Consider the following 13,215-nt stretch of genomic DNA (forward strand, 5'->3'; position numbering starts at 1 on the left):
CAGGTCATTCTTAAGGGTATAGGCTGATTCTTTTTTAACCCAGCTCACAAAGCTTTTATCCGATTTGTCCTTGGTCGTAATCTGGAGTTTACATTGCACCCTTTGTTAGTGATCTGTATTTGTACTTATCAGCGACCAGAGCGGCTTCGCAGTTCTCTGCAAAGCCTGGCCAAGCTACAGCTACCCACGGGCTTAAATGTGGCTGCACTGGTTGTCGATAACGATTCGGATACTCAGGCTGGTAGGGAAGTTGTGGGGGAGTTGTGGGGGAGTTTCCCCTTTCCTCTCAACTGTGCTGTTGAAGAGCGGCGGGGAATCCCTTGTGCACGTAATCGCTGTATCGATGAACTGGATAATATGGGAGCTGACTACCTAGTTTTCATTGATGATGATGAGTGGGTAGAGCCCGATTGGTTGATCCAGCTATATGATTACTCACAAAAGCTGGGGGGCAGTAGCGTGGTTTGTGGCAGTGTTGTTCGGCGTTGGCCGGATTCTGTGCCTGCCTATTACTCACGTATTTTTTATCGGCAGAAACGAAAGACTGGGGAACAGCTCAACTACTGTGCGACCAGCAATGTATTAATACCGATGAGCAGTATCCGCTCGCTAGGCCTGAGGTTTAATGAGCAGGACCCTCTAGGTGCCGGTACAGATGTGATTTTTTTCACAGAGTATAAGGCCAAGGGCGGAAAGATTGTTTACTGCCTGGAGGCAAGGGTTTACGAGGCCGTACCGGAGAGTCGCGCCAATATGCGTTGGTTGTCGCGTAGAAAATTCTCCGCTGGTATTACTCTGGCAAAGCATAAGCTTGCCAAAGGTCGCGGTCATACCAGTATCTTTGTATCGGCTCTGGGGCAACTTTTGATCTCCAGCATAGGCTGTATTTTAGGATTGATTTTCGGTGGTAAGCGCTTGGGTTCTGGGCCTTGGCTCCGCGCCTGTCGTTCAGCCGGCATGGCTTGTGGTGTTTTTGGGGTGCGCTCTGACTTTTACCGGGTGATCGATCACTAATAGCCTGAGGCCTTCCGTGCGGAGGTGTTTTACCTGGGAGAGATAACCGTCATCATAACGTTTTCTCTGGTGGCAATATTGATCTTTAGGTGACCCCTGCTTCATGCAAATATTTTATTCCTGGCTCTTCCGCCTGTTTTTACCTGTTGTCCTTCTACGTCTCTGGTGGAGGGGGCGTAGCCAGCCGGCCTATCGGTTGCGTTTAAGAGAGCGTCTGGGTCAGGTTCCAAAAAGGCATAGCCGGGCACCGTTAATCTGGGTCCATTCTGTATCTGTAGGAGAGACCCTAGCCGCCGTACCAGTGATCTCTAAATTGGCTGCGCGACATACAGACTGGCAGTGGTTGGTAACGACTACAACTCCAACCGGATCCGAGCGCGTACAAGAAGCCTTGCAGCCAATTCTTGGTGGCCGTTTACTTCACTACTACCTTCCCTATGACCTCCCTGAATGCCTGGTGCCATTTCTCAATGCGCTTAGCCCGAGTGCATTGGTGATTATAGAGACTGAGCTTTGGCCCAACCTACTCAAGCTCTGCTCGAGCAGGAAGATTCCAATTTTATTGGCCAATGCACGGCTCAGTGAAAAATCTGCACGAGGTTACGGGCGTTTTCCCTCTTTGAGTCGGACAATGTTGAGCAACCTGGATCGTGTTGTTGCGCAATACCCAGCGGATATGCAGCGGTTTATCGATCTGGGATTACCATCGGAGAGAGCAGTAGCCAACGGTAACATCAAGTTTGACCTCAGTATTGATATGGGATTGGCCAGTGAAGCCCAGGCACTGGCGCACCAGTGGCGGGGGGGGTCTTCCAGGCCTATATGGCTGGCGGCTAGTACCCATGTGGGTGAAGATGAGGTGGTTCTGGAAGCTTTCTCTATTTTAAAGAAAAAATATAGAGATCTATTGCTCGTTCTGGTGCCCAGGCATCCACAGCGCTTTGATAGTGTTGCTCGCTTGTGTCGGGAGCGAGGCTTTGCCTTGGCTCGAAGGAGTGAAGGCGCAGCCGTTAAAGCTAGTGATGAGGTTATTCTGGGAGACACCATGGGGGAGTTACTGCGTTTCTATGGAGCCAGTGATATTGCTTTTGTGGGAGGTAGCCTGGTTTCTGTTGGTGGCCACAACATGATTGAACCCGCTGCCTGGGGTGTGCCAGTTATTTCCGGTCCCCACCTGCATAACTTCGCCACTGTATCCAGCTTGTTGAAGGAGGCTGGAGCCATGGTTGTAGTCGAAGACAGTGAATCGATGGCTTCACAAGTTCAGGCTTGGCTGGAAGATGTGGGGCAAAGAAAAGCCGCCGGTCAGAGAGGGAAAAAAGTAGCTTCAGAAAATAGTGGTGCTTTGCAGCGCTTACTGGGCGAGGTGGAGCGGCTGGCTACACAGAATGAAGACCAGAGAGAGAATAAAAATCCTGCTCTCTGGTAGATGCGTATACGCAGTTACTTCGAAGGTGCTGGAAGGCTGGTACCGCCAGTTTCCTCTACACGAGAGACATTACTTGCAGGATTCAGCATCATATCCAGATCCTGAAGGTCTTTAGGGGATAAGAGTCCTGCAGCTTGCTTTAAGCTCAGTGAATTTAGAATGTAGTCGTACAGCGAGTTGGCGTAGTCAGTTTGTGAATCGAACAGGGTCCGCTGAGCCAGGAGCACATCTACAATATTTCGGGTGCCTACTTCGTATCCTGCCTGAGTGGCATCCAATGCACTCTTGGCAGAAACGACGGCTTGCTCTCGGGCCGCTACTCTCGATACATCGGTGACAACAGCGCGGTGCAGGGTGCGCGTGGTTTGTATGGTATCTCTCTCTGCAAGAACACTGAGGTCCTGGGCCTGGAAGGCTTGGTTTCTAGCCTGGCGACGGTTGGCACTGAGGAGGCCACCAGTAAAGATGGGTACGTTTACAGTCACCCCTGCACTTGTTCCCCATTGGTCAATATCTTGGGGGTAACGCAAAAATTGGCTGCCCGTTATGTCGCTGAATCGATTTTTCTCGTTACCATCTTGAGTGAGTTTATTATATGAAAGCGAGCCAGTGACAGTGGGTAGGTGTTCACTGGCTTCTGCCCGAGCGTTATAGCGGGCGGCATCGGCGCCAAGTCGTGCAGCTTTAAGGACAAAGTTGTTGACGAGGGCAAACTCAACCCAATCGGCGCGATCTGAAGGCACCGGCGGAGCTACCTGGAAGTCATCTACCAGAGGAGCTACTTGATCATGGTAGCCTCCCGTCAATACTGATAGAGCATCAAAGTTACTGAGGAGGTTGTCTTGAGCTGTTAAACGCCGGGCAACGGAACTGTCATAGGCAGCCTGGGAGTCGTAGACATCAGTAATTGCTGTTAGGCCGACTTCGAAGCGCTGTTGCGTCTGTTCCAGCTGTTTAGCCAGGGCTTGTTCTTCGGCAGCAGCTGCCTCGAGGACGTCATAAGCACGTAATACGTCAAAGTAGGCTGTGGCGACACGAATCATCATTTCTTGCTGGTTAGCACTGAATTCTGCTGTCGCCTGCTCTGTTAATCTCTTGCCCTGTTGATAATCGAACCAGGCAGGGGCATCAAAAATGGCCTGGGTCAGGCTGGCACTATAGGTTCTTTCTTGTAAGGAATTGCTAGTTTGGCTCCTAAAGTCCACAAGTTGGACATCACTGTCGTCGCCATTTTCACTCAAATCCAGTAACTGAGCAGAATTTCGGCTCCTATCAGAGTGAGTTCTAGCAGCTTCGAAAGTAGCATTCACCTGAGGAAGTAATAGTGCCCGGGCCTGGTATTTAGTTTCGATACCCGCATGGTAAGCGGCGCGATCAGCTGCTAATTGAGGATCATTCTCCAGGGCCTGTGTATAGATATCCCACAGGGTGTCGGCTTGCGCCTGCATGGCGCCCAGGCCCAGCAGCGTAGTGGCGATTAGTTTTTTCAGCGGACGCAACTTGCGGCCTTGCGGCTCTGTGCGGTTACTTCTTTTCATCTGTTTCGACTTCCTGTGGAGGGTACGGTCTTCAAGCTTTTGCAAGTTATTTGGAGCTGGTGTCATGTAGTGGGGATATAGAGGGCTCCAGCTTGCGGTTATTACTAATATTGCCAGTCTCCCCAATAGCAGTCGCGAGAGTTTACCCGGGGTCAAACCGACCGTCGAGACGGCAATCGGCTTTTTGCTATATCTTCGTTAAACCGACACCTATGTGCGTTTATCGGTAATTTCTTGGCAATAACTAGGGCCCATTGAATAAGGTTGAGGGCCTATATTTCAATAGACGCGCCTCATAAGCATTTGGATGCGGCAAAAATTGTGCAGAATAAGGCAAGGACTGACTGTCCATGAATGAGGAGCGCAACGCAGTGCTGACCGATTGGCAGAGGGTCTGTCACGAATGCGATCTACTTTTAACCGGCGGCTTGGCGCCCCCGGGACAAAAGCTAATTTGCCCACGATGTCGCTGTACTTTGCATCGCAATGGCAATCATAGTATTTACTACACTCTGGCTCTCAGTCTAACCGGCCTATTACTGTTTATTCCCTCTGTTAGCTTGCCATTGCTCGATTTTTCCCTGTTCTCATTTGGTGCAGAAAGTACCTTGCTTAATGGCGTTTACTCTCTTTTCAAGGCGGGGTTTATTTGGCTCTCGGCGCTGGTGCTTTTCTGTAGCGTTCTGGCTCCGGTAGGTAAATTTGCCCTGTTGTTATTTATTTGTTGGGGCAGTGCTTGGGCCTGGCTTGACCGGCCGGTATCCAATGCTGTTCGTTTTTACCAGCACTTAAAAGAGTGGGGCATGCTCGATGTCTATATGCTCGGAATTTTGGTAGCCCTGATTAAATTACGGGACTTGGGCAAGATGGAGGTAGAACCTGGTCTGTACTGTTTTGGTGCCATGATGCTACTGGCAAATCTCTCTTCCCTGAGTTTTGACCAAACAGCAATTTGGCACCGCTTAGCACAGCGTCGTGCGCTTAAGGGACAAGCTTGTGAATAGCGTACCAAATAAAGGTTTAAAAAAAGGCTTAACCAGCTGCCTGTGCTGTCATCAATTAATTATTCTTCCCCAAAATGGTCGTTGCCGATGTCCGCGCTGTGGAGCGAGAGTACACAGCAGAATCGAAGGAAGCTTAATGTTAACTTGGGCTCTGACGATTACTGGCACTTTATTGCTTTTACCAGCCAATGTGTTACCGATAATGACGGTAGTTTATTTAGGTGCCGGTGATCCCAGCACTATCATTAGCGGGGTCATGCAACTCTATAACTCGGGAATGTGGGGAATAGCTTTAATTGTCTTTGTTGCCAGTATTGCAGTTCCTGTGATGAAGCTACTGGGATTGGGATTGCTCCTGATCCAAATTCAGTTGCGCCTGTCCTTCGACCCCATTCAGTCCATGAAAATATATCGAGTAGTTTCCGGCATCGGGCGCTGGTCACTCTTAGACTTATTTATGATTTCAATTTTGGTGTCGCTAGTGGATATGGGATTTATTTCCCAGGTAACTGCTGGAGCTGGTGCTACGGCTTTTGCCTCTGTGGTAGTGGTGACCATGTTGGCGGCACGAACTTTCGATTCCCGTTTAATTTGGGATGCCTATGACGGAGATTTATATGAGTCTGCAGTAGAGCCAGAAACGGCTCATAGGAGCGTCGCAGAAAATGGCTGATGAGCTGCCCCCGCAGGATACGAGTGATGCGTCTCGCTTGGATGGAGGTGCTCAGCGGGGAGTAGTGCGCGCAAGCAGGGGATTACCCCTAGTGTGGATTTTACCTTTGATCGCGGGGCTGATTGCTCTCTGGTTGCTATATCAGGATTTGTCAGAGGGAGACGTTAAAGCCACTATTTTATTTCATTCTGGCGACGGCCTGGTAAAAGGAAAAACGGTGGTCAAATATTCCGGGGTCGATATTGGTATGGTCCAGGATGTGCGCCTTGTACCTAATGCGAAAGAGCTGAATGGAGCCGATGGCGTTCTGGCCGAAGTTAATTTAAATCGCAGTGCAGAATATTTATTGGTAGAGGGCACTGAGTTTTGGGTAGTAAAACCCGAGTTATCTATTACCGGTATTAGCGGTTTGGAAACTCTACTTTCAGGCAATTACATTGCCGTTGAATCAGGTAGTGGAAAGCGCAAGCGCAACTTTGTTGCCCTGGATCAGCCTCCTGCATTTATCCGTGGGGATGGTTTGCGTGTTGTTTTGCAGTCCCGTCGTTTGGGCTCTTTAAGTCGAGGATCGCCAGTATATTATCGTCAGTTGCGAGTCGGTCAGGTAGCGGATTACCGTTTGGATCGAAACGGAACTGAAGTCAGTATCGAATTATTTATTCGTCGTGAATATGCCTATCTGGTTCATCGGGGCAGCCGCTTTTGGAATAGTTCAGGGATCTCTATTGAAGGCGGTATTAGCGGTATCAGTGTCAATTTAGAATCCCTGGCAGCACTTTTTGCCGGAGGCGTAAGTTTTTATACCCCGGAAAATCAACGTCAGTCTCCACTTGCTGTAAATGGTAGTGAGTTTGAGTTATATAAAAATTTTGCCGCAGCAGATGCGGGAATTCCAGTGACATTAAATTTCGATCAGGGGGTGAATGTTACTCCGGATTCTACGAAGGTTTACTACCAGGGCATCCAGGTAGGAGAAGTCAGTGGGACCAAGGCAAACCGCCGTTTGAATGGTATGGAAGTCAAAGTTCTGATGGATCCGACAACGGATGAATTGCTCACCGAAAATACCCGTTTTTGGTTAGCCCCCTCGAGCTTCGATTTTACTGGCGGACTAAACGATTTAATCCAAGGTAATCGCATAGAAGTAGATTTGCGCAAAGGACAGCGCTCCCAGCGCAATTTCACTGCGCGAACCTCTGCGCCACCGATGGATCCCCGTGTGCCGGGGCTGCATTTACGCCTCACTTCACGCAATCCCGGGTCTTTGCAGCGGGGCGCGCCGGTTTATTTTCGCCGTATAGAGGTAGGAAAAGTGCAGGGAATGGAATTGCGTAGGGATGGCGAGGGGGTAGAAGTTTATGTGGTGATAGAGCCCCGCTATGCCCACTTTGTGCAGGAAGGCGTTCGGTTCTGGAATGTGAGCGGATTGCGGGCTACAGCAAGCTTGACCGAGGGGGTGGAAGTGGAGGCAGATTCACTGATGTCACTTCTGCGTGGCGGTATCGCCTTTGGTATTCGCCGGGAAGACCTTGGAAAAGGCGGGCAGGCAAAAAATGGAGACCAGTTCCCTCTTTTCAGCAGTCGGGAAGCGGCTATGGAGGGAGGGATACAAATTCAAGTCAGCCTTGTTAGTGCCGAGGGGCTGAGAGTTGGAGCACCGTTGCGCTACCGCGGGGTACAAGTTGGAGAGATTACTCGCCTGAGACTCGATCGCTCTTTGGGCGAGGTGTGGGCCAGGGCTAAGCTTTATCACCGCGGAGAGCAGTTTGCTCGGGAGGGTACACGTATATGGGTGGTTTCCCCGCAAATTAGCATCGATAAGATTGCTCATTTGGATACCCTGATTACAGGGCGCTACCTGGCGCTCGAGCCTGGCTTAGGAGATCCACAGACAAAGTTTTACGCTTTGGAACAGGCACCGGAAGAGGATCTTGCAGAAACTTTTACTCGCCCTGGACTGGGAATTATTCTGGATGCTGCGAGGCGAGGATCTCTGGTGGCAGGGAGTCCGGTTTATTACCGCCAGGTAAAAGTGGGAGAGGTTACAGGTTTTTCCTTGGGGGAGTATGCTGATCGAGTGTATATCTATGTTCATATCGAACCCCAATACCAGCCCTTGGTGCGAGAGCACACGGTGTTTTGGAATGCCAGTGGCGTCGATGTGAATTTCGGTCTGAAAAGTGGGCTTAATATCAACACAGAATCGGCTCAGGCCCTGTTGCAGGGGGGGATCGCATTTGCCACGCCAGAAGCCCCTTTTATGGGATTTGAAGTGGAGTCGGGCAGCCATTTCCCTCTCTACCCGAAAGCTGAACCCAAGTGGTATACCTGGAGTCCTAAGATAGAACTTTACGGCACGGTCGAACCAGTAAAATAAGTACGGGAATGTAGGAGTTTTTATGCGCTATTTATTAACAGGCTTGCTGAGTATCTTGGTATTGGCGAGTTGCCAGGAGATACAGGTTGAAAAAGCCGCTACCGGGGAGCCACCGGTTGCCTTTGCCACGTATAAATGGGGGGTAGCGCCGTTGAGTGGCTCAGAAGATGCCTCTGCCCAGCTGGTGGAGTTGGATGAAGAAATGCGGGATACCGTTGCCGCAGAGTTACAGCAACGAGGATATCGCCAAGTCTCCCAGGACCAGGATGCGGATATGGTGGTGGATTACCAGGTTGCGGTAGTCGATGAGTTTTTCTCCGGTGATACCCGGGATCCCAGCTGGGACAAACAGTTTGATAGCAATGCGCCACAGGATGTGGTGGAACTACCGCCCCTGACAGATGCCCCCTTGGTGATTATGAGTGTGGGTATTGGGCGCCCGGGCGGGGCTGTGATTTGGGGGGGGAGAGCCAGCGAATTGTTAACACGCCCCGATAGTATTGAGCAGCGTCAACGACTGATCGCCAATGGGGTTAGCGCTCTTTTGCGGGATTTGCCCCCGGCCTATCAATAAGTACGATTTGGCACGAAACGAAAAATACGATTTAGCAGCCCCCGGGTATTCGGTGGCTGCCATTCACCGCTAGCGCCCTTTCTTCATCAGGTTTTCGTATAGATCGATATAGGAGTCGACGATAACCTGTTTCGCATAAGTCGTTGCGTACTCCTCGGCCGCATTTTCGATCAGGCTTTGGCGCAATTCCGGCGACTCGATAACGGACTTCATGGCTTTGGCCAGTTCATCGGCATTATCGATAGGGGTAATCAGACCGGTTTTGCCATTGGTAATCACTTCTCCAGGGCCCTGAGAGTCTGTCGCTACTATAGGGCAGCGATGGGCCCAGGACTCCATCACAATAGAGCCCAGGCCCTCATGTCGAGAAGGGCACACGAACATATCCGCAGTGCGCATCAGGGTGGTGACATCATTGCGCCAACCGAGGAAGCGAACCCGCTCTTCCAGGCCGAGTTGGTGGCATAGGGATTTCAACTTGCTCTCCTCAGGGCCACTACCAGCGAGCCACAAAGTGGCATTGGGAACCTGGGTGAGTGAATGCAGGAGGGTGTCGAACCCTTTATTGATATGCAGGCGGCCTGCAGCCAGGATCAGGGGCCGGTCTTCCGGAGTATTGAAGCTGTTTCTAGGCAGCGGATTAACTGGTGTCTCATCGGCAAAATTGGGGATATGGAAAATTTTATCCTTGGGGATGCCTCCGCCCCTTAAATGCTGGCAGATACCTTTGCTGATGCCGATCCAATAATCTGCGTGACGGTAATACTTCAGGTTGTAATAGTGCCCTAGGCGGCTTACCAACCGGTATTTTTTAGAGTTGGGGGTGATTGAAGTGGCACGTCCCATCCAAGTCATCACGATATCCGGTTGCCATTGGTTCAGGGCATCGCGGTATTTTTTTCGGCCGAGAAAATCCAGCTTGCCACCAAATTTAAAACCTTCGGTTTCAACATTGTTGCTACGCAGTGCCTGTACCCGGTGATCGTGGTTTCGAATAAACGCTTTTTCTGTAATTTCGCTGCGGGGATTTAATCCACTGACGAGACGCACAAAGAAATTCTCAGCACCACCGTGCTCAGCACCGGCGAGTATTTGTGCGACTCGAATTGGGTTATTACTCATAATCTATTGCATCTGATCGAATAGGGTGGGTGCAACACTACCTGAGTGTGCCATCCAGATTGATATCTTGAGCCCAAGCATAGTCGTGGCTAAAAGGCTGTAAGCTTGTGGCTTCGATAATGTACTGAGCGTAGAGCTTCGAGTTCATTTCATTGTGGAAAAACTCCCTGGCCCGTGCAGCCCAGGCGCGTCGCTTGGCATCGTCACCGTTAAATTCGCGGATTTTTTCTAATAGGTCCTGCTCATCGGAGAAATAAACGACGCTCTCAGCAGGCAACAAGTCGTCAAAATGTAATTTATCACTGGTGAACTGCAAAATACCGTTGCCCGCCAACTGCGCCATACGTGCTGAGGAATACCAGTAATGGGTATCCTGGCGATTGAAATTCAATCCCATTTTGGTTTGAAATAGAGCGTGGTCGTAGTCGCGACCCCAAACGGGTGCCTCGCCGAAGCTGCCATAGGTTTTAAAGTTCAGCGAATCCCCCAAGGCATCTTTCAGGTTTTTAACCATTTGCAGACGCTTGGTGAAATTATTGCTGTTACTGCAGAAAAGCAGGTCGATGGCTAAATCTGTGCGTTCAGCGTTATTGAGGTTTTCAATCGAGGGTTCAACCGGGTTCGGCATGTGATAAACACGAGCACCAAAACCCTCAAAAATTTTCAGTTCTCTTCGCCCGGTGGATACAAAAACTGCATCGGCGACTTCCGCGCGGTATTTGATTCGCTCGACATTGCTGGGAACAAAGAGGGGATCATTATTGCAGTGAGCGATAAAGCAATTGGGCAGGCGTTGCTTAATGGCCTTCAGGGTGTCGTTAGTAATCATATCGCAGTGGCCTGCGATGATCAGGTCTGGCTCAAAGGCCTCGACAGTTTCCATCAAGCGTCGGTTCGCCTTTTTTACACCCAGGTCGCGAATACCAAAGGGAGCCTCAAACGCGGCGATATCGCGGTCGCTGAACACTTGGGTGTAGTGGTCATTTTTAATCAGGCCGAAGGTGAGCTTTTGTGCCCAGCTAACCCTTGTCTTGCCATAGCGCCGTAGCTGCTGATAGGCGATATTCAGCACTCTCATGTTGTGTACTCTCGAAATTCAACACGGAAACCCGGATAGCCTCTGCAGTCAGCGGCTGGTACGGTGGGCGCAGAGTATAACAGCTGGTACCCCGGTCTTGTCGCGGAGCAGCGCAGCAAAACCGAAACCTAGGGAAAGACGAACCATGCCACAAGATAACAGTCGAACTGATTTAAACCCGGAGTTTACCGCTGATGCGGTAGACATAATTTCCAGGGAAACCGTGTTTAAAGGATTTTTCACTATGGTGCGCCTGCGACTGCGCCACCGCTTGTTTCGCGGAGGTTGGAGCAATGAAATAGAGCGGGAACTGTTTCAGCGCGGAGAGGCCGTTGGAGTTCTACTTTACGATCCTGTCAGGGACCTGTTGGCGCTTACCGAGCAATTCCGCACCGGTGCCCTGGGACGCCCAGCAGGGCCTTGGTGTCTTGAAGTGGTAGCCGGTATGGTGGAGAAAGGGGAGAGTCTGGAGGATGTAGCGCGCAGAGAGGTGCTGGAAGAGTCTGGATACACTGTGGGCGACCTGCATTTTATCCACAGTTATATCCCCAGCCCAGGGGGCAGCTCGGAGCGGATACATCTGTATTGTGCCCTGGTAGATTTGGAGCAGGCCGAGGGCGTATTCGGCTTGGCTGAGGAAAATGAGGATATCTGTTTGCGGGTATTCCCGAGGCAGAACGTCGTAGATGCGATGCGGGGGAATTACGGCCCGGGAGAAAACCCGATAGACAATGCCACCACACTGATTTCGGTGCAGTGGCTAGAGTTAAATCGGAAGCAGTTTACTCATATGACGCCACCCGCCTGAGCGGTCACAGCTCTTTGCGCTACTTTACCCGCACAAAAGGTAAACTGAGATGTAAGTCACGGCGGCAAATGAATTGGAGTGTTGATAATGGCTCTAGTACGTGAGGTAGGTGCGCGCCAGCGCAGGCAGATGAAAATGTCGCCAAATGGCAACGGTAAAGCAGTATATCGCGTCGATTTACCGTCTTATCATGCCGACTGCGACGCTAACTACCTACGTCTACTGAGGCTGCTGCCTGAGCTTTCAGAGAGAGAGCAATGGTGCTATCAAATCCCTGGTGGCAGCTTAAAGCTGAGAGTGGTAGCGAGATCCAGGTACACCACAGAAGTGTCACTGGACGCAGAGGTAAATCTCAGTGAAAGCCACTGGCTGGCATCTCCCAACCTGACCGCTCGTCTCTATCACGATGCGCGGATGGCAGAGGTGATAGCAGTTAATGGCTGTGGACCGGTAGGTGGTAAAGGAGTGGATATCGCTTACCCAAATTCCCGTATGCAGCGCGCAGATGAGAGGCCTCAGGCCAACCGTTTTCTCGGTGAGTGGCTTGAGTACTGTCTTGCAAATGGTCGCGCAGAATTTCAATTAGTGCTGGATGGCCGAAAAATTTAATTCTGCGGTAGAACACATGGATGTGATTACAAGGTGAGCAAGTGATTCGCGAGCACAATGAGCCTAGCAGGTCCGATAAGACCAATTCATATCGTCTGATCCAAATAACAGACCCACACATCGGCAGCCGGCCGGATTATCAATTACTGGGTTTGGATACCGGTCATACTTTGGATGAGGTACTGTCCGCAATCGTTTCCAGGCAGCAGGCAGCGCAACTGCTGGTGGCGACAGGAGATATTAGCGCGAATGGGGCCGAGGCCTCTTACCGCCGGTTTCTTCAGAAAATGCGCAGGGTGCAGAAACCTTGGTATTGGCTACCGGGGAATCACGACTTAAGCTCTCGTATGAAACAGCTGGCCCCACAACGCTGTACAGAAGTGGTTGCCTTAGGAAATTGGCGCCTCTTGCTTCTCGATACCAGTGTTGAAAACCAGATATGTGGCGGTCTCAGCGAAGCTCAGCTTGAGCGTTTGCAGCTGCTGCTTTGGGAAACCCGGGAACACCCGGTAATGATCATGATGCATCACCAGCCGGTGCAGGTGGGTAGTAAGTGGATTGATGGCCATATGCTGCGCGATGGACGCGAGCAACTCTTGCAAATGGTATCCAAAGCGCCCCAAGTCAAAGCGCTCGTGTGGGGCCATGTACATCAGCAGTTTGATAACCATGAGGGCCGGGTCGGCTTACATGCGACACCCTCCACTTCTGTACAATTTACTCCGGGTAGTGGGCCTTTTGCTGTAGACGACGAGATGCCGGGATATCGTTGGTTCGATTTATATGATAACGGTAGCTATAAAACCGGAGTCGAACGGGTTGAGGTTTCAAAATATTCTGTCGATTTTGCATCTTCCGGCTACTGAGTCACTTCTCCTTGAGATGTGCCTGCTTTTTTGAAGTCCCACTTTGTGGGATTTCTATCGTGTTATTTAAGAGTTTCTAGCTCGCCTTTATTTGTAAAGCCTCCCTTTACGAACTTACCATTA

Annotated in this window: 12 protein-coding genes; 9 read left to right on the plus strand and 3 right to left on the minus strand. The window is 50.7% G+C overall.

Translation table 11 applies throughout. The annotated features are described in order from the left end of the window. The first annotated feature begins 93 nt into the window (after positions 1–93). Both ACJJI3_RS19020 and waaA read left to right on the plus strand, forming a co-directional pair. Positions 94–1,014: a glycosyltransferase family 2 protein gene (locus tag ACJJI3_RS19020; protein WP_444940584.1), complete on the plus strand. Its 921-nt coding sequence runs from the start codon at positions 94–96 to the stop codon at positions 1,012–1,014. 103 nt (positions 1,015–1,117) lie between these two features. Further along, on the plus strand, positions 1,118–2,443 hold the full coding sequence (waaA, locus tag ACJJI3_RS19025) for a lipid IV(A) 3-deoxy-D-manno-octulosonic acid transferase (protein ID WP_444940585.1): 1,326 nt from the start codon (positions 1,118–1,120) through the stop codon (positions 2,441–2,443). Between the two features lie 14 nt (positions 2,444–2,457). On the opposite strand, the gene ACJJI3_RS19030 is transcribed toward waaA, so the two are convergent. Next, entirely contained in the window at positions 2,458–3,981 is a 1,524-nt protein-coding gene (locus tag ACJJI3_RS19030; protein ID WP_444940586.1) for a TolC family outer membrane protein, read from the minus strand. Positions 3,982–4,331: 350 nt separating this feature from the next. On the opposite strand from ACJJI3_RS19030, the gene ACJJI3_RS19035 reads away from it, so the two are divergent. The 4 genes from ACJJI3_RS19035 to ACJJI3_RS19050 all read left to right on the plus strand — a co-directional run bounded on the left by ACJJI3_RS19035 (position 4,332) and on the right by ACJJI3_RS19050 (position 8,609). Continuing rightward, entirely contained in the window at positions 4,332–4,985 is a 654-nt protein-coding gene (locus ACJJI3_RS19035; protein ID WP_444918389.1) for a paraquat-inducible protein A, read from the plus strand. A 136-nt stretch (positions 4,986–5,121) separates the two neighbouring features. Then, positions 5,122–5,658, plus strand: coding sequence for a paraquat-inducible protein A (locus ACJJI3_RS19040; protein ID WP_444940587.1), 537 nt, complete (start codon positions 5,122–5,124; stop codon positions 5,656–5,658). Next, entirely contained in the window at positions 5,651–8,035 is a 2,385-nt protein-coding gene (locus tag ACJJI3_RS19045; RefSeq protein WP_444940588.1) for a PqiB family protein, read from the plus strand. Before ACJJI3_RS19040 ends, ACJJI3_RS19045 begins: the two co-directional genes overlap by 8 nt. Before the next feature lie 22 nt (positions 8,036–8,057). After that, positions 8,058–8,609: a DUF4136 domain-containing protein gene (locus ACJJI3_RS19050; protein ID WP_444918387.1), complete on the plus strand. Its 552-nt coding sequence runs from the start codon at positions 8,058–8,060 to the stop codon at positions 8,607–8,609. Positions 8,610–8,678: 69 nt separating this feature from the next. Here ACJJI3_RS19050 and ACJJI3_RS19055 read toward each other — a convergent pair whose 3' ends face one another. Both ACJJI3_RS19055 and ACJJI3_RS19060 read right to left on the minus strand, forming a co-directional pair. Continuing rightward, positions 8,679–9,731, minus strand: a complete 1,053-nt coding sequence (locus ACJJI3_RS19055; protein WP_444940589.1) for a glycosyltransferase — start codon at positions 9,729–9,731, stop codon at positions 8,679–8,681. 37 nt (positions 9,732–9,768) lie between these two features. Beyond that, positions 9,769–10,809, minus strand: coding sequence for a glycosyltransferase family protein (locus ACJJI3_RS19060; protein WP_444940590.1), 1,041 nt, complete (start codon positions 10,807–10,809; stop codon positions 9,769–9,771). A 145-nt stretch (positions 10,810–10,954) separates the two neighbouring features. Between ACJJI3_RS19060 and ACJJI3_RS19065 the strand changes: the two genes are divergently transcribed. From ACJJI3_RS19065 to cpdA, 3 genes are all read left to right on the plus strand, one after another. Continuing rightward, positions 10,955–11,617, plus strand: a complete 663-nt coding sequence (locus tag ACJJI3_RS19065) for an NUDIX domain-containing protein (protein ID WP_444940591.1) — start codon at positions 10,955–10,957, stop codon at positions 11,615–11,617. 87 nt (positions 11,618–11,704) lie between these two features. Beyond that, complete coding sequence (locus ACJJI3_RS19070; protein ID WP_413663544.1) at positions 11,705–12,226, plus strand: DUF1249 domain-containing protein; 522 nt, start codon at positions 11,705–11,707, stop codon at positions 12,224–12,226. 41 nt (positions 12,227–12,267) lie between these two features. After that, positions 12,268–13,092 (plus strand): 3',5'-cyclic-AMP phosphodiesterase, encoded by an 825-nt coding sequence (gene cpdA / locus ACJJI3_RS19075; RefSeq protein ID WP_444940592.1) that lies wholly within the window; start codon positions 12,268–12,270, stop codon positions 13,090–13,092. The last annotated feature ends 123 nt before the right edge of the window (positions 13,093–13,215 follow it).

The organism is Microbulbifer maximicatervae (SeqCode), from assembly GCF_052466985.1.